The organism is Nostoc sp. ChiQUE01b (assembly GCF_034531255.1).
GTDB lineage: Bacteria > Cyanobacteriota > Cyanobacteriia > Cyanobacteriales > Nostocaceae > Nostoc.
Genome location: NZ_JAVRBM010000008.1, coordinates 84,100 through 105,371 on the forward strand (window position 1 = coordinate 84,100; position 21,272 = coordinate 105,371).

General features: G+C 40.3%; 21 protein-coding genes and 2 pseudogenes. 7 read left to right on the forward strand and 16 right to left on the reverse strand.

The features are described from left to right. Positions 1 to 3: 3 nt before the first annotated feature. From RMY63_RS07985 to thyX, 5 genes and pseudogenes are all read right to left on the reverse strand, one after another. Positions 4 to 1,527, reverse strand: coding sequence for a thymidylate synthase (locus RMY63_RS07985; RefSeq protein WP_322728194.1), 1,524 nt, complete (start codon positions 1,525 to 1,527; stop codon positions 4 to 6). Positions 1,528 to 1,618: 91 nt separating this feature from the next. After that, entirely contained in the window at positions 1,619 to 1,954 is a 336-nt protein-coding gene (locus RMY63_RS07990; RefSeq protein WP_322728195.1) for a XisI protein, read from the reverse strand. Further along, entirely contained in the window at positions 1,942 to 2,358 is a 417-nt protein-coding gene (locus RMY63_RS07995; protein WP_322728196.1) for a XisH family protein, read from the reverse strand. The genes RMY63_RS07990 and RMY63_RS07995 overlap by 13 nt, the downstream gene beginning before the upstream one ends. Before the next feature lie 80 nt (positions 2,359 to 2,438). Then, positions 2,439 to 3,344, reverse strand: a complete 906-nt coding sequence (locus tag RMY63_RS08000) for an Rpn family recombination-promoting nuclease/putative transposase (RefSeq protein ID WP_322728197.1) — start codon at positions 3,342 to 3,344, stop codon at positions 2,439 to 2,441. Between the two features lie 122 nt (positions 3,345 to 3,466). Beyond that, positions 3,467 to 4,193: pseudogene (thyX, locus tag RMY63_RS08005) on the reverse strand (FAD-dependent thymidylate synthase). 271 nt (positions 4,194 to 4,464) lie between these two features. Here thyX and RMY63_RS08010 point away from each other — a divergent pair. Both RMY63_RS08010 and RMY63_RS08015 read left to right on the forward strand, forming a co-directional pair. After that, positions 4,465 to 4,680 (forward strand): chlorophyll a/b-binding protein, encoded by a 216-nt coding sequence (locus RMY63_RS08010; RefSeq protein WP_322728198.1) that lies wholly within the window; start codon positions 4,465 to 4,467, stop codon positions 4,678 to 4,680. 145 nt (positions 4,681 to 4,825) lie between these two features. After that, a complete protein-coding gene (locus RMY63_RS08015; RefSeq protein WP_322728199.1) occupies positions 4,826 to 5,407 on the forward strand; it encodes a thioredoxin family protein in 582 nt (193 codons plus the stop codon). A 153-nt stretch (positions 5,408 to 5,560) separates the two neighbouring features. Here RMY63_RS08015 and RMY63_RS08020 read toward each other — a convergent pair whose 3' ends face one another. Then, positions 5,561 to 6,073, reverse strand: coding sequence for a hypothetical protein (locus tag RMY63_RS08020; protein WP_322728200.1), 513 nt, complete (start codon positions 6,071 to 6,073; stop codon positions 5,561 to 5,563). A gap of 1,012 nt (positions 6,074 to 7,085) precedes the next feature. Here RMY63_RS08020 and RMY63_RS08025 point away from each other — a divergent pair. After that, on the forward strand, positions 7,086 to 8,300 hold the full coding sequence (locus RMY63_RS08025) for a type I restriction endonuclease (protein ID WP_322728201.1): 1,215 nt from the start codon (positions 7,086 to 7,088) through the stop codon (positions 8,298 to 8,300). A gap of 181 nt (positions 8,301 to 8,481) precedes the next feature. On the opposite strand, the gene acsF is transcribed toward RMY63_RS08025, so the two are convergent. Continuing rightward, positions 8,482 to 9,558, reverse strand: coding sequence for a magnesium-protoporphyrin IX monomethyl ester (oxidative) cyclase (acsF, locus tag RMY63_RS08030; protein WP_322728202.1), 1,077 nt, complete (start codon positions 9,556 to 9,558; stop codon positions 8,482 to 8,484). Positions 9,559 to 10,257: 699 nt separating this feature from the next. Between acsF and RMY63_RS08035 the strand changes: the two genes are divergently transcribed. Further along, entirely contained in the window at positions 10,258 to 10,755 is a 498-nt protein-coding gene (locus tag RMY63_RS08035; RefSeq protein ID WP_322728203.1) for a TM2 domain-containing protein, read from the forward strand. 101 nt (positions 10,756 to 10,856) lie between these two features. On the opposite strand, the gene RMY63_RS08040 is transcribed toward RMY63_RS08035, so the two are convergent. Together RMY63_RS08040 and RMY63_RS08045 are read right to left on the reverse strand one after the other, a co-directional pair. After that, entirely contained in the window at positions 10,857 to 11,516 is a 660-nt protein-coding gene (locus tag RMY63_RS08040) for a DUF2996 domain-containing protein (protein ID WP_322728204.1), read from the reverse strand. Positions 11,517 to 11,676: 160 nt separating this feature from the next. Beyond that, entirely contained in the window at positions 11,677 to 12,732 is a 1,056-nt protein-coding gene (locus RMY63_RS08045; protein ID WP_322728205.1) for a DMT family transporter, read from the reverse strand. Positions 12,733 to 12,988: 256 nt separating this feature from the next. Between RMY63_RS08045 and RMY63_RS08050 the strand changes: the two genes are divergently transcribed. Both RMY63_RS08050 and RMY63_RS08055 read left to right on the forward strand, forming a co-directional pair. Then, positions 12,989 to 13,351 (forward strand): hypothetical protein, encoded by a 363-nt coding sequence (locus tag RMY63_RS08050; protein ID WP_104906199.1) that lies wholly within the window; start codon positions 12,989 to 12,991, stop codon positions 13,349 to 13,351. Positions 13,352 to 13,599: 248 nt separating this feature from the next. Next, positions 13,600 to 14,247 (forward strand): hypothetical protein, encoded by a 648-nt coding sequence (locus RMY63_RS08055; protein ID WP_322728206.1) that lies wholly within the window; start codon positions 13,600 to 13,602, stop codon positions 14,245 to 14,247. A 171-nt stretch (positions 14,248 to 14,418) separates the two neighbouring features. Here the strand turns inward: RMY63_RS08055 and RMY63_RS08060 are convergent, their stop codons facing one another. From RMY63_RS08060 to RMY63_RS08080, 5 genes are all read right to left on the reverse strand, one after another. After that, positions 14,419 to 14,814, reverse strand: a complete 396-nt coding sequence (locus RMY63_RS08060) for a hypothetical protein (protein ID WP_322728207.1) — start codon at positions 14,812 to 14,814, stop codon at positions 14,419 to 14,421. Between the two features lie 45 nt (positions 14,815 to 14,859). Continuing rightward, positions 14,860 to 15,240: a hypothetical protein gene (locus RMY63_RS08065; protein ID WP_322728208.1), complete on the reverse strand. Its 381-nt coding sequence runs from the start codon at positions 15,238 to 15,240 to the stop codon at positions 14,860 to 14,862. A 153-nt stretch (positions 15,241 to 15,393) separates the two neighbouring features. After that, positions 15,394 to 15,546 carry a hypothetical protein gene (locus RMY63_RS08070; protein WP_322728209.1) on the reverse strand — a complete coding sequence of 51 codons (153 nt, stop codon included), beginning with the start codon at positions 15,544 to 15,546 and terminating at the stop codon, positions 15,394 to 15,396. Positions 15,547 to 15,728: 182 nt separating this feature from the next. Continuing rightward, complete coding sequence (locus RMY63_RS08075; protein WP_322728210.1) at positions 15,729 to 16,508, reverse strand: hypothetical protein; 780 nt, start codon at positions 16,506 to 16,508, stop codon at positions 15,729 to 15,731. 2 nt (positions 16,509 to 16,510) lie between these two features. After that, complete coding sequence (locus tag RMY63_RS08080; protein WP_322728211.1) at positions 16,511 to 17,689, reverse strand: hypothetical protein; 1,179 nt, start codon at positions 17,687 to 17,689, stop codon at positions 16,511 to 16,513. A gap of 323 nt (positions 17,690 to 18,012) precedes the next feature. Between RMY63_RS08080 and RMY63_RS08085 the strand changes: the two genes are divergently transcribed. Further along, positions 18,013 to 19,179, forward strand: a complete 1,167-nt coding sequence (locus tag RMY63_RS08085) for a WYL domain-containing protein (protein WP_322728212.1) — start codon at positions 18,013 to 18,015, stop codon at positions 19,177 to 19,179. A gap of 92 nt (positions 19,180 to 19,271) precedes the next feature. Here RMY63_RS08085 and RMY63_RS08090 read toward each other — a convergent pair whose 3' ends face one another. Together RMY63_RS08090 and RMY63_RS08095 are read right to left on the reverse strand one after the other, a co-directional pair. Beyond that, positions 19,272 to 19,511, reverse strand: a complete 240-nt coding sequence (locus RMY63_RS08090; RefSeq protein ID WP_292749220.1) for a hypothetical protein — start codon at positions 19,509 to 19,511, stop codon at positions 19,272 to 19,274. Between the two features lie 364 nt (positions 19,512 to 19,875). Next, positions 19,876 to 21,072 (reverse strand): annotated as a pseudogene (locus RMY63_RS08095) (RNA-guided endonuclease InsQ/TnpB family protein). Between the last annotated feature and the right edge of the window lie 200 nt (positions 21,073 to 21,272).

Below are 21,272 nucleotides of genomic sequence, written 5' to 3' on the forward strand. Positions count from 1 at the left end.
TGCTTACTGATCCTGAATATAAGGTTTGCCACTTTTAATACAGTTACTAGCCTTTTGCAGTTCGATACCTAAATAACCAGTATGTTCAGGCTGAATTGCTGGAGAGGTAGCACAAATCTCTCTTAGTAGGCTGAGGGGGTTTTTCCCACGATAAGACTTAATCACCTCACCACTATAAGACTCAATCACCTTACCCTTACCACTACGAGGGGTTGTGTGGGTAACGACTATCTCTTTGCCATCAACCTCAATTAGGAAATTACCGGAGGGGTCATAATAGCTTCGCTGATTAAAAATTGCAGCGTATTGATTTGCAATTAGCCTCTCTGCATTGTCCCAGGTATCATCATATATATGAGCAGACTGACTAATAGTTATGAGTGGCCCCATTTTCAAGTCATACTCAGAACGTTGAGCAATTTCATCCCTAATATGTTGTTGCAAAGCTCTCAATCCCATTGCATTTGCAGGCCAGGCGGCAAACATATCATTACTTCTAAAAGTTGCAGTTAGTGATAATGCATTATCAACCACTCTCAACCAAATGTGATTCAGACAAGGACTACCACCTTTTTCATGGTCTTTTACATCCCATAAATTCATCACTGCACTAGCGGCATCAATTTCTCCAATTAGCTTTTTAATTATCTGGTCAATTTGATCGCGCTCAAACCAGGAACGTAAACGTTGACCATACGTATATTTCAACCCTTCTCGATAGGGTGCATCATGTAAAATCTGTGAAGTATATTCTTCAAGAAAAGGAGGGTCAACTGGCAAATAATTAGGCTCAGGAAAGTAGAATTTAGGAGGCTCATCAGTAACAATTGCCATTAAATCAATTAATTCTTGCCATTGCCCATCATAGCCAGTTGGTCTAATTGTTCCTGTCGTCTTAATCCGATGAATAATTTTTACCCAAGTTTCGGCTATAGTTTTGCCTTCTATTCGATGCCCGTAGCGTGGCCCTGGTAAAACATTTGGTTCAACGATAGATATGGGAAATTCTACAGGCGTTCCCCAAGGAGAAAGTGCTTCCAATTGGGCATAAGATTTAACTAGACTAACGGTTTCACTAATTGATTTGACTTCTTTGCAATCTACAGAACGCCGTAGGTGTTCTAAAGCACTAGCTTTCACCTCAATATCAATATATCCAGGGATAGGAGAGAGAATTACCCAGCAACGCAACCCAGTATCACAAATACCTTCTTCAAAGCCATTACGGAAAAAGTCCAGCAAGCACTCTCCAGCACCCGCGTTATTATCTTCCCTCGTGGCATTGAGAACAACCAAAAAGCGGACGTGGGGATTAAATAGCAAATTGCGAATCAGTAAGTTTATTCCCCTTGTGGGCGAGTATAGTTGCCCAATTACAGCATACTCTTGCGGTTGCAAATGTTTAACGATCGCCTGCTTTACTGTCCATCCTGTAATCACTGCCGTCTGACCTAGACCATAAATAAGCTGGTTGGGCTTGTGCAGTGCTTTGTACTCAAATTGGGTTGCCTTACCCGTTGCTGTCATGATTGGCTAAAAAAATTAACGATCTTCTATCGTATCACTAAATCTAAATTGCACTGAATACCACCCAAAAATCCGAGTGCGATCGCTCGCTTTATCCCACTGCAAATTCTGTCAGCTTTCGCATATAAGGAGGCTGATAAGCGAGCACTATATTTTGCTTAGGAATACCATACTCGACTAATTCATTAGCCACGCCAACCTCAGTACCATCATACTGAATCCAAATCTTATCATCTTGAATATCTAAGTGAATTAAACAGCCATAAACCCGACGACGATTTTCCCAACCCGTATTCACAACTTGATAACGATCCTGTTGTCCATCAAAAATAGTTTGCCGTTCGATTTCACCATAGGCAGGTTTAATCTGAGCATGACTTGTCAAAACGTGCTGAATGATTTGTCTATACTCTGCTAGTTTATCCATTGTACAATTACCTGATGTTCCGGGTCAAATACTAACAGTTTTAATTGATATTCATGAATACTCAGTTGTGGCAATTGTCGTGAGAAAAAATCTTCATAAGTTACTAGTGGAACTGCTAAATAGAGAACTCGCTCTGACTCTTTGAGTTTTAGCGCTACTCGATAATTTAAATATTGTCCCAAAGCTGTATGAAACTCAGAAATCGCAGAAGGAGCAACAAAACTCTTGATTTCTACAGCAATTCGCTCGTTTTGCTTTTGGGCAGCAATTAACCGTTCTGCACCCAGATCAATTTGCAATTGTCCATCTGCTAAATCAATAGACAGTGGATCGTGTGTAATTGTCCAGCCATCTTTTTGCAAAGCCAATCTAACTAAATTATGGAAAATATCTCTTGCAGACATTCCTTGAAATTTTAATTAGAGATAGTCTAAACTTTCATCACATTCTAGCTCTCAGGCAGGAGTTGGAGCGATGCTTTCTCCTACAAAACATTCCCTAAATCTTTAATTGTATTTGCTACAACAATCCTGCGTAAAATCTCTTTCAATTGCTCTAAATCAGAAATTTGCGAAATTTGCGACATCAACTCCAAACCATCGCTGCCAAATTTCGCCTCTAAACTTGTTTCGATGCTAAAGATTATTCCACGTACTTCTCCTCGTGCTTCTCCTCGTGCTTCTCCTCGTGCTTCTCCTCGTGCTTCTCCTTCTGCTTGTCCTCGTGCTTGTCCCTCACGTAAAATTTCTTGATACCAAGGTGACTCTCTTAAGACTGTCATATCCCACCTCATGATTTCCTGAACTAAAGTACTTTCTAATACAAAGGTTGCAAAAAATGCCAGAACTGTCTCAAGTTGATTTAATTGCTCATCAGCACGCAACATTCGCAATGCTTCCCTAATTGTAGACTCGTTTTCTCCGCCTTTGAGAATTGGTACAAAAGGAAGCAGCGATGGTAACGGTGTCTCAAAAGCAATATTTACATCAACCTCCCAAAGGTTGATTAAGCGGTAATCTTGAATTGCTCTTAACCCGATAAAATTTGATGCAAAGCTTGTAGGTATTTCACTGTTGCTGATTTTGAGAATGTTAATCAGTACAGGGTAGGTTTGTAGTTTATATTTCTCTTCCGCAAGAGCAGCATAAGCACGCATCCGACGCGGTATTTCTGATGTGTGCCGTAATTGTAACTCATTGAGGATGAGAAATTTTCCGTATTGGGGACTTTCAGCCTGAATTACAACATCGCTTTGTCGGCTAATCCATTGGAATTCTGTATTTAAGATTTCGCCTGTAACAATGTCGGCAATTCCTGTCACCCATTTTGCCCAATTATTTGGTGCAAGGCTGATTAATTTTTTAGTACTAATATCGGCAGCTTTGTTCATCAAAAAAATAGATGCGATCGCCCTAAATCAAACCCAATAAATCCGAGGATAGTCGCGTCGCTTTATCCTACCGCAAATTATTATGTCAACTCTTGTATATAGAGAGCAAGGTAAGCCATTATCTAAGGTGCTAACCTTGCTTTACCTAGACGCTGCTTTTCATACCATTGTGCGATCGCAGGTGCCCAATCTTCAAAATGAGGCCACATCATTTCACACAATTTTTGAATTTCCAGTTGAGCATCTTTCTTATTTCTCAGGTCACAAAAATGCAAGAAAGACCTTAAATTAAAACTAACTACAAAATGCTGGCGGTAATCAAAAGGTACTTTACCTCTAGCGTGTTCTTCAGACATTCCCGCCTCAAAATCAGCTTTATATCGTTTAGCTGCTTCTAGACACCATTGCAAATCTGCTGCTCTAGCTTCAGGTGAATAATGGTATTTTTTGCCTTGTCTATCAGTGTAATAACCAATGGGACGTAGGTAAAAAACATCTTCTATGTCTTTCTTACCTTCTACTACATCAATAAATTGGTTGCCTGTGTACCTAAAAGATTGTACATCAAATGATACAGAAACCCGATGAGTCCGCGCCTGCTGCATGACACTGTGAGGAAAGTAGCCACAGTTGAAAACAATCTGGGGATGCTCTAAAGGCCCATAATGTCCCCTCTCACCCGCTAAAAGCCGCTTAACAATAACTTACTTCGCCGCTTTGTGACTCCGACGGCCAAGAGTCGCGCTCATCAAACACGAACCCATCGGTATAGTCCTGGTGCATCGCGGCATAAATCACCTGCTGCGGGTTTGGTGTTTTGGCAATAACCTCTACTCGAAATCGATGCATTAGCTGTTGGGGTATGGATTTGTGAGGTAGTTCGGTCTTCTCCCACTCGTGAGAGGCTAGCGCCAACGGGGTTTCCCCCATGAGAAACTACCGTGATTGAAAGTGCTTACGAACAAGGAGCAAAGCCTATTGCTTAGACATGGCTTTGAACTCGATTCATCATCATATCTTTTCTCTGGCTTGGACTACTACTCAATTAGATAAAGATACTTTACAAATATTAATAATTTTGTTACAGTTATTTACATAGACATAAAAAAGGGGAAAATCCATGCGTACAAGCACTGCTATAATTGATGACCAAGGCAAACTCAACAACTTTGCGATCGAGCCAAGGGTTTATATAGATGAGCAAGGCGATCGCACTGGTTTTACTCCTTATGCAGAATTGCTCAACGGTCGTTTAGCAATGATTGGTTTTGTCTCTCTGATAGCATTAGAAGTATTTACAGGACACGGTATTGTTGGTGTTTTGACAAGTCTGTAAAAACTAATTTATTTAACATAACTCTCAAAAAATATAAGAGACGGTAAATTTACCGTCTCTTAATTTATGTAAAACTTAGTGCTAGAGTGAAAATATACTGATAACAAAAGCCGTTAGTTATCAGCGTAAAAATATTGGATGAACTATGGCTTTAGCTACTTCAACTATGTTGCCGTTAGGCACTAAAGCGCCAGATTTTAATCTACCAGAAGTAGTATCTGGAAAGGCAACTTCACTTTCTACATTTGCAGAGAAAAAAGCACTATTGGTAATGTTTATTTGTCGGCATTGCCCGTTTGTAAAACACGTCCAACAAGAATTAGTAAAGTTAGGAAGAGATTATTTTACAAGTGATTTAGCGATCGTTGCCATCAGTGCTAACGATGCAAAAAATTACCCTGATGATGCGCCAGAGTCGTTACAAGCATTTGCAACAGAACAAGGGTTTAATTTTACCTTATGTTACGACGAGAGCCAAGAAACAGCGAAGGCTTACACAGCAGCCTGCACACCAGATTTTTTTGTATTTGATGACCAACGCCAACTTGTTTATCGAGGACAATTAGATGATAGCCGCCCCAGTAACGGTAAACCCTTAACAGGTGCAGATTTACGTGCAGCCATTGAAGCAGTGCTAGCGGGAAAACCTGTTACAAGTGAGCAAAAGCCGAGTGTTGGTTGCAATATTAAATGGAAACCTGGAAACCAACCGAGTTATTTTGGTTAAAAGACATAGGGTATTGGGAGTGCTGAGTGCTGAGTTAGGAGTTAGAAGTTAGAAGTTAAGAATGACTACCCTTGTCCCCTCATCTTCCCCAGTCCCCATTAACCCTTATCCCCAGAGGGGGCCCCACCATCCCCAGTCCCCAGTCCCCTGATATCAATGTTTAATTTCCAAATTCAGTATGTAGCATCCTAATTGGACTTTTTCTGCCCACAATTCATATTCCAGCCGCAAATTCTCTGGCAAGGGATGTCCGTTGAGAGTTAGGCTACGAGTAAAATTTCGTAAACGAATAGGATCGTTAGGTTGCAATGACTCAGTTGGCAACCAATAGCGACTAACGCCATAAACACCCTGTTCCCAAAAGTGACGGTAACTCACTTGAGCATTACCTTGCATAGTCATGATGACTCGGTAAGGGGAAATCTCCAGCCACAAAATTCTGGGACTGTTAGGGGCGTAAGCTTTGCTCTTTCTTTGGGGAAGTGTGTCTTCTGGACTTATGACACTCTCTACTTCGCAGCTAATTAAGGGCGGTGCGGTCATCAATAAATGGAATCGGTCGGTATCTTTTTGATACAATGTCGCAGCAGTTTCGACAACAGACCAGATTGGTAGGTCAGTGGAAATAAGTGATAAGCACACGGGCTTGCGGTGATGGGTCAGCATGGGAGCGATAAGGGCTAAAAGCTATTGAACAAAATGAAATGAACACTCTAGCTGTCTAATAGGTCGGGGTAAGAAACTAAATAGTAAAACAGGCTTAATATTAATGAATCCGCTGATTTGTTAATAAGCTACACAAATCTGGATGAAACAGGTAAAATGTCAGCTTACACAGCAAAAACGGTATTTTTATCTAAAGAAAGCTAATTCGTAAGTAAAGCTTGTAAATATTCTAAGGCTATAGCCTCAAAACAGTGGCAGTCGTTTTAGATGCTAAAAAACCTTCTTCAGGGAGACTTACCGGAGATTGGAGTAAGTTTCATACAGCCAAAAGCGATAGGATACTAGGAGGGAAGTCACCAGAAGCGACAAACTAAGTCGCTGATGAACTTCCGGTGTATTCAAATGCCAGTGTATCCTAATGTCGGCTTCTGTTATAACCGTAGAAACTCACGAAAACCTTTCCCACCAAAATATTGCTGAGTAAAAAGTAAAATTCATTGACTCAGCAATATTTTGGTCTGCCCATTGCGCGTCTCGCAGAGAAGAAAGAGCAAAGATTTCCATTTCAAAGCAGGAACGGCAAGTTAACTTAAGTAAGTCGGTGCAATAAAACCAAACTGTGTGAAGAAAAGTAAATAAAGCTCAAACTCTTTCCTCCCCTGCCCCCTGCTTTATCCCAACAATAATTATTTACACCTACCTACTTATATTAAAAAGCCCACGGATGAATTCGTGGGCTTTATAGCTTGAGCATTTTTTTTGATAATCGCTATAGACTGAAGCTTTATAAAAAATCATTCTGATTTATTTTTATTCATTACTGATGCCATTGCACCTGTGAACAAGTCATGAGTGTTACAAGCTGGTACTTATTTGGGAATACTTTTATAGGAGTGATAAGGAAGGCGATCGCACTAACACTTTCAATTCAAATGTACTACGTCATCTTACAATCACTCTTCTTTTACAAAAAAATGTATCAAAAATCACTACTTTACTAGGAGCAAGCAAGATGGGATTCACTGAAGATATTACCAAGCTATCTGAACAAGTGCGTAAGCGGGCTGACCAAGTTGTTGGCGAAGAATCTACTAAAATGGCACTGATTGTTCCTTTTTTGAGTGTTCTTGGCTACGATGTCTATGATCCTAGTGAAGTAATGCCGGAATACGTGGCAGATTTTGCTATTAAAAAAGCAGGGCAGTTTGAAAAAGTAGATTACGCTTTAGCTATTAACAATAATATAGTTATGCTCGTAGAGGCAAAAGCCCGTGGTCAAAAAGCTGAAGCACATGATGGGCAACTGAGTCGCTATTTTAATGGACTTTTGACAACAAAAGTAGCTATCGTCACTAATGGGGTTGAGTACCGTTTCTTTACAGACTTGCATGATAAAAATGTCATGGACAAGGAGCCATTTTTTACTTTTAACATCCTGGAATATGATACCAAAGATATTGATAACCTCAAATTCTTTCACCGTGATAATTTTGAGGTTACAGCTATTACCAACCATGCTGAGGAAATGGTTTATGTAAAAGGCATGACTCAACTTCTAGGAAATCTTTTACGTTCTCCTTCTGAAGAATTTGTTCGCTTTTTAGTGACTGAACTTGGTACAGTTGCTCCTAGTTATGAAATTAAAGGTCGAATTACTGGTAAAATTATTGATAAATTTAAACCAATTGTTAAAAAGTCGATTCAGGGAAGTTTAGTAGAGTTAATGACTCGCTCACTTACTCCAGTAATAGATCAGCCTGTTGAACCTCCAATAGACGTAGATATTGAACAAGGGGATATACAACCAGATCCTCAAGAATCAAAAGTAGTGACAACTGCTGAAGAAATCGAAGCTTTTGAAAAAATTAAAGCAATCACGCAAACCTCAACGAGTTACAATTATCAACTTCAATACAAAGATACTGTTTCATACTTTGGTATCAATCTTGTTGGCAAAAGTACTTGGTGGTTTCTGCGGCTGTATCTATCTTCGCAGAAAAAAAGTTTTGTTACTAGACTAAGTGTAGATGAAGTAAAGTCGCTAGCTTCAAACTTTGAAGTGCAGGAAGTAACAGCTTCTCTGGGGGATGTCGCATCAAAAATAATTATTTCCTCTGTTAATGATTTAGATAAGCTGACATCACTGATTCTCAGATGTTACGAGGCAGAAGCAGCAAAGCATCAAACATTGACTCCAGATGTAATCAGAATGGAAAAATCAGCTTAACTCAAGGTATCTACTACCAAACTACACCTAACCAACTATCTCCGATTTTTGCCTGCTAACAAATTAGCGATCGCAGTACTAATTGGTTGACATATCGGTAATTATTGGCTTGGAAAAAGGACAAAAAAAGGTGGCTCTGCAACCAGCAGAACCACCAAAGCTTTCGCAAACCTGTTATAAATTAACGAACTGCCCCTTGAGCAGAAACAGTATCAATCGGTTTCATCAGGTACAGCCGCAATAACTGCCAGCCGTTGGAGATGTAAAGCGGCAGTTTTTGGAAGAATTGCAGGAATTTGGGAGTGTTGGAGTTAGCGATCGCACCCAACTTCTCATTATTGCTTATACAAACATCCAACCGATCATAAAACTCTGGATTCTCTACATCCAGCATCAGTGGGAATACCCGACCTGCATTTTCGTTGGTCTTCTTAATTACATGGATATCGTATTCTCGTGCATCCAATCCGAGGGTGGCATAAAAGTCCTTGCGTTGAATGTCATTGAGATACATAGTCGCAAATACCGACAACAGGAAGAACCGACTCCAGAGCCGTGCTTTCCAATCATTCAACATTTGCGGCTGAGATTTCATGACTGCATCAAAGAAATCGCCGTGACGGTTTTCATCCTGACACCAGTTCTCAAAGAATCGGAAGATTGGATAAACCCGGTCTTCGGGATGTGTTTCTAAATGGCGATAAATGGTAATGTAGCGCCAATAACCGATCTTCTCAGAAAGATAAGTAGCGTAGAAAATGAATTTCGGTTTAAAGAAGGTATAACTGCGACTCTTAGTCAAAAACCCTAAATCTAGGGACAAATTAAAGTCCGACAAAGCTTTGTTCAAAAAGCCAGCGTGACGCGCTTCATCCCGTGACATCAGGTTAAAACACTCTGCCAAGACGGGGCTTTTGCCTTTCAAGCGACGACCAAGTTCTTTATACAGCAAAAAGCCGGAAAACTCTGCCGTACAGGAACGTTCTAGAAATTCAACAAACAATCGGCGAGTTTCCCCGTCAATATGATCCCAGGATTGTTCAAACTCGGCATCCCGAACAAAGTGGTGGCGGTTGTAGTCAGTGCGGAATTCTTCAAGAATGGCTCTTAACTCATCTTCATTGACGGAGATATCCATCCGTGCCATTTCATCAAAATCGGTAGTATAAAACCGAGGTGTTAACAAGGTTTCTTTTGCCGGGACTTTAATCCCTGGCCGGATTTCTTCAAAGCCTGGTTTTTTGAGGGAATCTACCATGTCTTGATTTCTCTTTCGTCTTTATTATCTTAAGTAGACCTTTCGGGTGACGTTCCTACGTCTCTACCGCCACGGTAACGGCAGTTCCTCATGGGGAAACCCCGTTGGCGCTAGCCTCTCCCTTTGGGATAAGACCGGACTGCCTCACCAGAAATGCTCTGGCGAACCGTAACAGCCCACAATAATCCAATTGTATAAAGTTCAGTCTACCAAGGTGCGGGTGAGAAATTTGTAAGCAAAACATTAAGAGTTGCAACAATCATTCAATATTTGCGGAATCAAAAATTGCGGATTGGTAGTCAAATAAATATAGTTCAGCAAGCAGTATTATCTCGTTCAAGTTGAATAGCACTCACCTCTTGATTTTCAAAACACTACTATCTCAGTAATTTTCTGTGGTTGTTACTACAATAAATTCATGGGGTTCTATTAATACGTTAGACCGCTTAAAATTAACAATTCATGAATAGTATAATTACTGAAAATCTCTAAATATGTTAGTAATATTTTGCACTTTTATAAATAACTTGAGATTAGACAATGCCTACAACTTCAAATCAGAACAGTAGTGTCTATTACGAAAATTGCTAGAAAGCAACTGATGCAAGATGTAAGTCTAGCTATTAGTACTTAGTATAAAAAACAGTACAAAAAACCCATCTTAAACAACAAGAGTAAATCCAAAAGGTTGAAAACAAGATGAATCTTGAAAACAATCAGCAGCATAAAGACCGACTTCTTGTCTCTTATATCTTGTGTGCAGTCGGATTTATGGGGGTGGGAGGATTGCAGCGTTTCTACAATGGCAAGATTGGAACTGGTTTGTTATGGCTGTTGACTGGTGGTGTGTTTGGTATAGGGCAGTTCGTGGATTTGTTCTTTATCCCCAACATGGTTGACGAATACGAACACAACCTGAGATTAAAAGCGGGTGTATCTCCTTTTGGTGTGCCGTTGAATCAAACAGTGGTTGCTTCTCAAGTCCACCAACCAACAGGCAACCAACTCATGATGAAACTGATTGAAGCGGCGGAAAGCAAGGGTGGTTTTTTAACTGTCACTCAAGGCGTAAAGTTCACGGGAGCCAGCTTTGCTGAAGTGGAAGCTACTCTCAAAGAGATGTACAAATCAGGTTATGTAAAAATTGATAACGACCCCAATACTGGAGCCGTTACCTACCATTTCCACGAGCTTTAATTGTTATTTGTCCTTTGTCATTTGTCCTTTGTCTTTTGTTAAAAACCAATGACCAATGACTAATGACCAATGACCAATGACCAATGACCAATGACCAATGACTAATTTCTACCTAACCACTTTTGACCGTCCAAGCGCTGAACTAAGCCATATACCAACAAATCGAGGGTAATTTTGCGCTCATCGATTAAGAATGACTCAAGAGTGCTGGGTTTTTTGCCTTCATTACAAGAAAATCCCTTTTTTCCTTGAATATCTTCATCGGGGAAATACAGGTTAAACTGACGCTTACCAATTTCTGACCAACTGCCAATAATTTGCCAGCATTCTTCGGCGGATTCAAAGCCAGTGATTGGCATCTTCTGCTTGGCAAAAGACACCTGTAAATCTTGTACGCCTTTTTGAGCGATCGCTTTTTGTAAAGCTGGCAAGTAGTCTTGCTCAATAAACTCTACAAATGGCTTATTCTCAACAGCTGGGGCTTTTTCCTTTTTAGCGGCTTTAGCTGCGGCGGGTTTTTCTTCCGTTGCGTCGGCGGCTGCGGGTTTTTCTCGCTTGGGTGATGCAGCAGCTGGTTTAGCAGCATTGGGATTATCTTCGGGGTTTGCGGCTTTAGGATCTGGCGTGTTGGCAGTAGGGATGTCTGTGGCTTCGGGCGAGTCTGTACTAGGAGCGTGTTCTTCAGCCACACTGGGAGCTTGCTTGTCAACAGTGCTGGGAGCTACTTCTCCCGCTTGATTGTGATTGGTTGGGTCTGCCATTGCTCAGGTCAATCCTTTAATCTAGCTTTGGGAGCGATCGCTCACCTTGATGTATCGGGTATTTTTATTTTGACATACTACTACCGCAAGGCAAAAATAACTGTGCAGTTAGAAATAATGCAAAGGCTTAGGATATAAGCTTTTTTACCCTCCGCTTCCTTCAAATCCCTTTAAATCCCATACCAGTTTCTACCTGTTGCTGTGCTGGAGTAGAATTTACTTTGTCAGATGCAATGCTAGAAGTCTGACGTCTAGTACCAACTTGGCTCAAGAATATGCCTACTAAAATCAAGCTACCGCCAATATATTGAGGTCGGGTAGGGGCTTCACCCAAAATTAAATAGGCTGCTATAATTCCCACAATTGGGCCAAATGAGCTAACTAAGGAAGCCATAGAAGCAGTAGAAGTTTTCAAGCCTTTAATCCAAAAAGACTGGCCTAGCACCACAATCAATCCGCCATAAAGAAACATCCACTGCCACAAGAATGGTGAGAAAACACCAGCGAAATGATCCCTGCCATAGAGAATTAAAGCAATAAAGAAAAAGATTACAGTTCCTAGTGCAGTCCGAAAAATGCTATAGATTCCCAAAGGAATTTGTGAAAGGTGTTTCTTGCTAATAATCGTAGAAGCAGCTATGGCCACTGATGCGGCTGCGGCCAAAAGTTCCCCTATGCCTAAACCAAAACCTCCCATGTTCATCATGGTTTCTGTTGGAGGCTGAAGGATAATAGTTAGGATAACGCCAACAAAAGCTGCGATCGCACCAACAAATTCCCAAATATTTACCCGTTCTCTTAATAACCAGACTGATAAAGCCAAAGTTAGAGGCGGTTCCAAGCGTCCCACCAAGATGACATTGTTCACCCCTGTGAGTGCCAATGCTTGGAAAATTAAGCCAGGGGCTAACGCTCCTGATAAAATAGCCACTGCTGTTAGACTGACCCAATTCTTTCTTGAGAGTTGCTTCAAAGTAGCTTTGTTCCACTGCCGCCCATAGATTAGGATCAGAAGTATCAAGGCGCAAAGGTTTCCCACAAATAAAACATTACACAAAGAAATCGGATTGCGATTGTCAATAAAATGTTGAGCACCAATTTCTGTTAGTTTCCGGGTAACGGCGCTAGATGCTCCAAAAATTAGCATTGCTAGCCAAAGATATGTTTGTCCTGAAATTCTATGGATTTGGCGATGTGGTCTTTTGGGTCTAGTCACAATAACATCACTGCAACGAAAGCATTGCTCATCATATTAAGTTATCCTCACGCACTTCAAAATGAGGTTTTGTTGAGAAAATACTTAAATTATCCTGTGACTTTGAGCAGCCATGATTAGCTGAGAAAATGCTGAGAATCAACTAAATTTTCTTAAGGGATAAATTCATGAAAATAGTAGCTTAGTTTCAATCAGCTCTCACTGCCACCTGAGATGCTTGGGATGTTCAGGATAAAACAAAAAAGAGAAGTAACAAATGAAACTTGCACCCTTACTTACAAGTGTAGCCTTGGTCGGTTTTTTCACAGTTTGGGACGTACCATTAAAGGCGATTAATCCGTCATTAGTGCAGGCATCAGCAGCCGAAGAAATGTCTGTAGCACAAAAATTAGACTTGCTTACTAAGAGTAAGGGTCAAATTGGTAGTGGCGATCAACTACGTCGTTTCTTCTTTGGTGACTTGGAACCAATCGGTATCCAAGTAGGTGGTGCAGGTCATGTAGTTAACCTTTATAACAAAGCTAATGATGTCACCTTCGCTTACTGTTCGCATTACGATGTGATTGTTGCCATTAAAAAAGGTAAGGTAACTAAATTTGAACCCAGCGAAGTGAAGTAATAATAAATCCACTTTCAGGGTAACTGAAAGTTTGAAGATTTCAAAATCCTTCATTTGAATGAAGGGATGTAGGATACGGCTTGTTGCAATATGACGACCGGATTTTGATACTGGGAACAGTGATAGAAGAATCCCCAGTTTATGACCAATCAGTGTTGGTAGTTGAATAAGATAATGGAAATATCAAAACTAAAAACTCTCACGCAAGGAATACAACATCAATAGTTGCACATTAAAGAGTAACTAGGATGGAATTGTCGGAAGCTTATAGCGACCTAAGAAACAATTATCTGTGGAATGTCAGGTTTGACCAATCTATTTTAGGTAATCAAAATTTTGATATTCCCAGAGAATTTACATCAGGAATAGTGGCAGTACTCGCTACTACCACCAATATTAACCCCAGGAACATAGCAGGGTACTTGGTGCAAACAGTTAACCTCTTTCAAGTAGGTGGCATAGCACAAACGTCAAGCAGTTATGCTTTACCCAATAAAATCCCAAGGGTGATTATTTTTCCTGATGGTATTTCACCCTTTACATTACGTTTTAAGTTAACAAATTTAAGCGGCTGCTCTTTTACACCAGGGATGTACAACGCTATTTGCAGAAAGATACTGCATTTACAATACGTGAATATGAAGAGAACACCCAAGAAGAGTAACTCACTGGGGATTCTCTATAAGCCACCAAGAATGCAAATGCGCCCAGACCCTTGCTTCTTTGCATCCCAACCCAGATATCGATTTAGTCAGTTGCAGCAAAGTGTTAGCACAGTTAGACAATTGGCTTGTCAGAAAGCATGGAAATCATTGGCTGTAAGCATAGGAAATGTTGCAAGGATCACGAATTGTTCTCCATTACCAAAGCCTAATGCTGCTCCATTTTCGTTATAGATTAATTTTCACCGAACTGAAGCCGAAATCACCAATTTTATTGGTTAGAGCGTTTCTACTTTTTTGGTCAGGTGGTTAAAAGTGAGAAGTCCCAATTTTCATACAGTATAAGCGACTAACTAATGCTTATGTTCAGTGTAGCTAGTTTTTAGCTATCCTTTGATATCAAAACTAGTTCAGTCTCGCTTGTTTTGAAATCCGTCTAGTTATTTCAATTTCTTGCTTGATTTTATCTGCTTCGTCTTGACATTCTTCTGCTAGTTCTTCAAGATTATTCGCTATTGACAATACCTCTCGTGCTAACTGTTTCGTCTGTGCTGATTTTTGATCGTATTTTTGAGAAGCTTCTGTAATTTCAGAAAAAATATCTTTGTATTCTTCAGGTGGATTTTCCAACCACTCGTCAAACTCACTTTGCGGTTTTTGAAGAATAGCAATAGTTTTTTGCCAGGAGATTTTAAGGCGCATATCTAACGTCTTAATCTCCTGAATTTTTGCCTTGAGTTGTTTGGTATTATTTACTCCAGCTAACTCGTAGACTTTAGCTTTTAGCTCTTGAAGTTTCATAATTACTATCGAGCGTCCCCAATTTAGAGCATTTTATCGATCCGCTTATTTTAATTTTTGATAAAGTCTTTCATTCTCTTCACGAAGACGCTGACTCTCTTGAAATAATGTAGTAATTTGCTGTTTCTGCTGTTCAACTAAAGCTATTGCTTCATCTCTTTGCTGCTTATATCTTTTTGTATGGGCAACTCTTCCACCTAAACTCTTATTATTTTGAGCTAATTCCTGTCTTCGCTTCTCAACTTCATTGTATTTCTTTTTAAGCTGCTCTAGTTCTTTAACCAATTCCACCTGAGCTTTACTATTCTCGGCTTCAGATCGGAAGGCTTCATTTTCCGCTTCTAGGGAAGCAATTCGTGCTTCTAATCTCTTAATTTCTTTATCTTTGCCAAACAGTTTCTCTTGTAATGCCTTGATCAGACCCAAGAGCTTGGATTTTTGTTGATCTTGTTCATGATAAGCTGCTTCAAGCTCATGAGCGCGATCGCGCAGACGACCAGCCCGATTCTGTAAGACTTTGGCTGTACATTCGTATTTAATAATCGCAATAACCCTGCTACGCTCTGGTTCCTCAAGTCGTTAAACTTCGGGGCTACGCCAAAGTTCATCGTAGTTGGTACAATCATGGCGTAGATCCTGGGTTTTGACGTGTCCAGGATCTGCAATTAACTCAGAGTTTTTCAGCCGAACTCGGTCATGCCAATAGTCAAACAATGCCTTACTGTCATCCATGATTGTGCGATCGCTTGTAAAATAGCTATTTATCTTTAAACATAGAGTAACTGAAAGCTCAATAGAAGCCGTATTTACTCTGAACTGCTGTAAAAAATCTTCACTTTGTTGAGTAATCTGCTATCTTCGCCATATTTAGACGGGATTTGATAAATGCTTACCCTGCAATTGAACTAGGAATTCTATTTTTGGGGAACGAGCTTAGGCAATACCTGCTCAAGGATTCGTTTTTGACCATTAGGGGTGAGAGCAACTTCATCCTCTGCAACAGGTCGAATATCTTTACTTTTGATTAGCCTAGATATAGCAACATTAACGTTTTTAGGGTTCTGGCTGACAGCATGTTCACGTAGTTCAGCCCGACTCAAGCGATTATTAGCTGCATGATACAGCAGCAACAGAACTTCATCCGTTGCATAAATATCCCTTGCTAGAACTAGAGGTTTTCCATCCAATTCATGAATTACTGAATGTTCTAGTTGAACAATTTGGGCAATGGTTTCTGCAACAAGCTTTCGATCTCGATTCCAAACTAGGCGGAGAAATTCTGCAAAAATCCATTTGCTTGCATGAAGCACCAGCATTGAATCCATATAGTTTGCGGTATACTCGGTTGATATGTGAACAGCACCGCGATCAGAGCGAAATCCATATACAACCTCAATCACTTTAGCCAAATGATAACGATCCTTCGAGCCAAGTTTATGAGGAATGTTTTTGTTCAATAAATCTTCACGAACCTTACCAGGCAATTTGCGATGATCAATCTTTCCGGTATCCATTTGAAGCAAGCAACGCGAAATCGCTTCACAAAACCGCCCACCGTCTAGTTCTGTTGGTTGCCAGTCGCCAGCTAGAAATCGTTGCTGCATTTCGACGTAGCATTCCACCACTGCATGGGCAAAGTGAGAGTCAATAATTGTTGAAAGTTCCTGAATTAGTTGCTCAGATGTCCTTCTCATAGCTACACCTCACCAGAATTTTCAGAAGATTCATCGGTGGATGCGTTACTTTGTGCGGAGTCTGTCAATCTCTCTACCTCAGCCAAGCCTGGAGGTAGTAGTTGGAAACCACCCTGCACTTTAATCAAGCTTCCTTGTCCTGAAGTAGCTTGTAAGCTCCGTCCTAAATGACGCTCATCTATTTTGATGCCAAGTCCGAAATACAGGAACTGCTGTAGCTTGTAGCTCGAAACCACTATTTCAGGGTTGCTTGTTGCTTTACCAATTGCCCACAGACTAAATAAGCCCTTCTGTGTGACTGTGCAATCTTTAATGGCTGCATGAAAATCAATATTCGAGGCAAATAATTTCCAACTAGCTACCCAAGGCTCCACTTCTTTGGAAAATCCATTACTCTTGCGCTTGCCATTCTTTGTGGAATTCTCTGAATCCTCCTCACTTTTGGCACTAGACTTCGAGCTTCGTGAAGTTGCACCTGTAGCTAAATTCCACTTACCCTTTATCTTGTCATCAAGTACCTCTGTGAGAACTTTTCGCGCTTGCTCTTGTCCCGACAGTCGCAGCCCAACCATATCTTTCTCAACAATCAATTCAGGACTTTTGCCAATCCATGTGATCGTATTGTTGTCATACAATCCAACTCTTTTAAGAATGTCATTCAATTCATTACGAGGAATTTCCTCTCGTCCATCGACATCCAATGAGTACAGGAGAACCAGATAGGTTAACCGACGTGCAGCATCTAGCCTGTTTGCAGCTTTGAGCCGCGTTTCCATTAGCTGTAGTTGTTCGCCGTTGTGTCGGAAAATCTGTTTTAATTTGTCAGCATCAATTCCATTAGCAGCAGCAAGTTGAGCAACTGTATCAATTGTAGATTTATTGTTCTCATCCCTGGATTCGTCGTTGAATAAGGAAAGTTGTTGAGGTTTGGCATTACTTAAATTACGAATCACAGGACGACCATTAGGTGGTTTTCCAGGTGTCATTTGTCCACCAACGATCGCGGCGATCGCAGCACCACCCCAGCTAATACCTACTTCGTTGCTCAGAGATGCCTGAATCTCTCGTGAGTAGCCTTTGCTGGTTTCAACAAATTTTAATGTATTCATTACGGCAGGTAGAAGACCATTATTACTGGATGCTGATCCGTTATGCCCTTCACCTATTGGGGTTCCACACATTACACATCCTTTTGCGCCGGGAAGAAGTATTTCATAGCAGTCTTTGTTTTTACATCGAATCTGCTGAGGACAGTTAGAACAGTAGAATCCATTGCTAGACAAGGGATGTTGGCAGGAGGGACATGTTTGCATATTTTTAAGTCTCCAAAACTCTATTTGAACTGCATTTTACAAAGAGGTTCAGATAGAGCGCGACTATTTGGCAGTATTAAAGGCTATAAAATGAAATCTTTAGGAACTATACTTAGCAAAAGTTTTAAACTTTTTATAAATTACAGGTCAATACTTTTATATTATTGACTTTTCAGGGTGAAATATAGTTTATGGCGCATTCTTATGCTCCTCTTCCTGCCTTCGAGCGACTTTTACTATTAATTGCAACCTTTGTCCGATACCCAGGAGTTGGTTGTATTGATCCTATGCAATCTGACTCTAATAATCATGATACATTACAATTAGTACAATTGTACTTACAAAAAGTAGCAAGCGAATTAAATGTAAAGCTACCGCCATATTCGCGTTATACCATCCAAAAAGATTTGAAGACTCTTCGTCGCTATGGACTTTTGGATAGGCGACCTTACCGATGGGGTTACTATGTTGGTAAAGGTTTAATGAATCGGGAGGAGTTACAAGTTTCGCTCAATGCCCTACACTCTCAGGCAAGATATCAGGAAGACCCTCAAATTAACCGGATCTATCAAAGACTAATGCGGCGATTAGGAGGGTTAAACCTGAAAGATGAGATACTTTATCCGGTGAGAACCCAATTAGACCGAGTTATTGTCTACACCGATCCGGTGGAAATGATGGCCAAGGGCAAATATCAAAGCCGAGGCACGTTATTTGAAAAACTAGATACACTTGAAGCAGCAATTATTAAAGGACAAGCAGTTGAGCTTTATCGTTGTCGTAATCCGTACAATCCCAACAAAACCAGATATGAGCAAGTTTATCCTTTACAATTGATTTATGCAGACATTGCCTGGTATTTGTTGCTGGAAGATTATAACAACGGTCATCTCGTAGTGTCACGTATTGATCGCTTTAGTGATCACTTTAATGTTCTGGATAGCAAAGGCCGCGGCTTAGATAGCCAATGGAAAAGCTTACATATTGCTCATCGGCTCTTAAAGGCAGGTTGTGGCTTGAAGTTGGGTTTAAGAGAAGAGCAACAAAAAGAGATCCGTGGAGAACTGGAGCTTGTAGAAGTGAAAGTTCGATTTTTCCCTGAAGTAATGGGATTTATCCAAGAGGGAGAAAAGCGACATCTTCACCAAGAAATCAAACCAGGGCTTAAGGGAAAAGATGGCAAATTTGCTTATGTAGATTATATTGTAAGATTGCCTGAGCGATCGCTGGAGGAGTTTTGTCGCTGGGTGTACCGCTTCATGGGCAATGCTCAGTTCATCTCTCCTCAATATCTAGCTGAACAACACCAGAAATTTGCTCGTGCATTAATAGATCGGTATTCTTCCAAAGCCATATAAATCAGGATGATTGACCCTTAAAGTGTAGGCATTGGCTAATTAGTACAGAAACCTAATCTAACCCGAAGTTTCGGGTTAGTGGTAGTTCATGCTCAATCTTCATTCCGTAACTGCCAGACTGCACCAAAAGCGGCCCCAGCCCCAGCTAACAATCCAGTACTCATTCCTTGGATAGTTTTTTGGAATGGATCTTGGGTTAAGCACTCACTTGTAACCTTACTGTCTTCCAAGCAGAGATTACTTTCTGCCCAACCAGCAGTACCTCCTAAAATTACACCAGTGATACTACAAGAAACAATCAGCAGCAAAAGGCGTTGTGTTTTTCTAGCCATAGATGGATGTTTTACTCAATTTTGTATTTTAGACTTTAAATTGAATCGGTATGTAAATACACTTAGTCTGGATAAAAAATTTTGGATTTTTCCATACTTGAGCCACTGTTTAAGCGGGCTGCTTCAGCAAAATTCCAAATCTAAAATTCTGTCAAAGGTTAGAAATTGTAGTTGACTCTCAACTACTTTACACATACAAGCAGCAAATGTCAGCTGGTTTATGGCTGGTGAGGTCAACTCATGCACCTCGCCGTAGTAGTCTATCTTTAAAGTTATGGGTAAACAATTTCGTAGTCAGGACTTTGGTCTTTATTCTTTTTGACGCTCCCCGTATGAAGCGTAGCGGAATACGGGGATTCTTGTTTCACTGAGCAACCTTGCTCAAACTTGTTTCCAAATCTGGGTAGAGGGTCATCTCTCCACAAGCGTTTAAAGTTTCGGTGCGCCCCACCGTACTGAAGTCGTAATTAGTTTGTTTTAGGGCTTTGTTCAATATGTTAATTGCTGCGTTCAAATCCCGATCTAAAACACATCCACACTTACAAATATGAGTGCGAACAGATAGAGATTTTTTCGCGACTTCACCACAATATGAGCAGTTTTGGCTAGTGAATTGGGCTGCTACTGGTACAATCACCCAACCGTATATTTTGCCAAAATATTCTAGCCATTGCGTGAACAATGACCATGAAACATTACTAATAGATTTTGCCAGTTTTCGATTTTTAACCATGTTTTTCACTTGCAGTTTTTCATAGGACACAAGGTCGTTAGACCTCACCATGCATAACGCTTTCTTGATAGCGTTATCTTGACGCTGACGCGAAACTTTCAAATATTTTCTACCAAGATGGTTAATAGCTCTCTTGCGATTATTAGACCCTTTCTTTTGACGACTAACTTGTTTTTAAAGTCGTTTTAATCCCTTCTCCGACTTGCGTAAATATCTAGGGTTATCAACTGTATTGCCTTGCAAATCAGTGTAGAAATGATTCAAACCAATATTTAAACCTATGGTTTTACCTGTTGGTTGAGTATCTATATTACGTTCAGCATCTATGCAAATTTGAACATACTACCCGTCTAAACGTTTAACTATTCTGACTCGCTTAATTTGTTTGATTTGGTAAAAATGCAAATCTCAAGTTCCGATTAACTTTAGTTGACCGATATTACATTTATCTGTGAATTTCATGTACTTGCGGTCATCTGAAAGTTTCCAGCCACTCACCTTATATTCTACTGAGCGATTATTTTTCTGAAACCTTGGATATCCCTTTATCCCTTGGATTTTAGTCTTACAATTATCAAAAAATATTTTGATTGCAAAAGCTGTTCTTTCTGCTGCTGCTTGTCTTGCTGAAGAATTTAATTTCTCAGCAAAGTCGAACTCTTTCGCTATCACAGCAGTGTATTTATTTAGGTCATAAGGTTTAACATTTTGATTATCCATCCAAAACCGTAAGCACTTATTACGGATGAATTTAGTAATCCGCAATGCTTCATCTATCTGTTGATATTGTCGAAGAGTGCCTTTAGCCTTGAACTCAAAAACAATCATCTTTTTCACCTTATCGACCTGAAAAAATTATATAGAATTTTAGGGATTGTACTACTCCCTAAAATTGTGAAATACTCAACTATCCCTTTCTCTGTTCAAGAACCGCAAGAAAACATTCAAGGGATGTTTCGTATTTAACTGCCTTTCATCCCCAAGTTCCACTGCCTTACACTTGGGGTCTTCCCAGCAAAGTAGATAAA

Bases quoted from the DNA above. Each gene is read 5' to 3' on its own strand.
- RMY63_RS07985 (WP_322728194.1), bottom strand. From the start codon at position 1,527: ATGACAGCAACGGGTAAGGCAACCCAATTTGAGTACAAAGCACTGCAC.
- RMY63_RS07990 (WP_322728195.1), bottom strand. From the start codon at position 1,954: ATGGATAAACTAGCAGAGTATAGACAAATCATTCAGCACGTTTTGACA.
- RMY63_RS07995 (WP_322728196.1), bottom strand. From the start codon at position 2,358: ATGTCTGCAAGAGATATTTTCCATAATTTAGTTAGATTGGCTTTGCAA.
- RMY63_RS08000 (WP_322728197.1), bottom strand. From the start codon at position 3,344: ATGAACAAAGCTGCCGATATTAGTACTAAAAAATTAATCAGCCTTGCA.
- RMY63_RS08010 (WP_322728198.1), top strand. From the start codon at position 4,465: ATGCGTACAAGCACTGCTATAATTGATGACCAAGGCAAACTCAACAAC.
- RMY63_RS08015 (WP_322728199.1), top strand. From the start codon at position 4,826: ATGGCTTTAGCTACTTCAACTATGTTGCCGTTAGGCACTAAAGCGCCA.
- RMY63_RS08020 (WP_322728200.1), bottom strand. From the start codon at position 6,073: ATGCTGACCCATCACCGCAAGCCCGTGTGCTTATCACTTATTTCCACT.
- RMY63_RS08025 (WP_322728201.1), top strand. From the start codon at position 7,086: ATGGGATTCACTGAAGATATTACCAAGCTATCTGAACAAGTGCGTAAG.
- acsF (WP_322728202.1), bottom strand. From the start codon at position 9,558: ATGGTAGATTCCCTCAAAAAACCAGGCTTTGAAGAAATCCGGCCAGGG.
- RMY63_RS08035 (WP_322728203.1), top strand. From the start codon at position 10,258: ATGAATCTTGAAAACAATCAGCAGCATAAAGACCGACTTCTTGTCTCT.
- RMY63_RS08040 (WP_322728204.1), bottom strand. From the start codon at position 11,516: ATGGCAGACCCAACCAATCACAATCAAGCGGGAGAAGTAGCTCCCAGC.
- RMY63_RS08050 (WP_104906199.1), top strand. From the start codon at position 12,989: ATGAAACTTGCACCCTTACTTACAAGTGTAGCCTTGGTCGGTTTTTTC.
- RMY63_RS08055 (WP_322728206.1), top strand. From the start codon at position 13,600: ATGGAATTGTCGGAAGCTTATAGCGACCTAAGAAACAATTATCTGTGG.
- RMY63_RS08060 (WP_322728207.1), bottom strand. From the start codon at position 14,814: ATGAAACTTCAAGAGCTAAAAGCTAAAGTCTACGAGTTAGCTGGAGTA.
- RMY63_RS08070 (WP_322728209.1), bottom strand. From the start codon at position 15,546: ATGGATGACAGTAAGGCATTGTTTGACTATTGGCATGACCGAGTTCGG.
- RMY63_RS08075 (WP_322728210.1), bottom strand. From the start codon at position 16,508: ATGAGAAGGACATCTGAGCAACTAATTCAGGAACTTTCAACAATTATT.
- RMY63_RS08080 (WP_322728211.1), bottom strand. From the start codon at position 17,689: ATGTGTGGAACCCCAATAGGTGAAGGGCATAACGGATCAGCATCCAGT.
- RMY63_RS08085 (WP_322728212.1), top strand. From the start codon at position 18,013: ATGGCGCATTCTTATGCTCCTCTTCCTGCCTTCGAGCGACTTTTACTA.
- RMY63_RS08090 (WP_292749220.1), bottom strand. From the start codon at position 19,511: ATGGCTAGAAAAACACAACGCCTTTTGCTGCTGATTGTTTCTTGTAGT.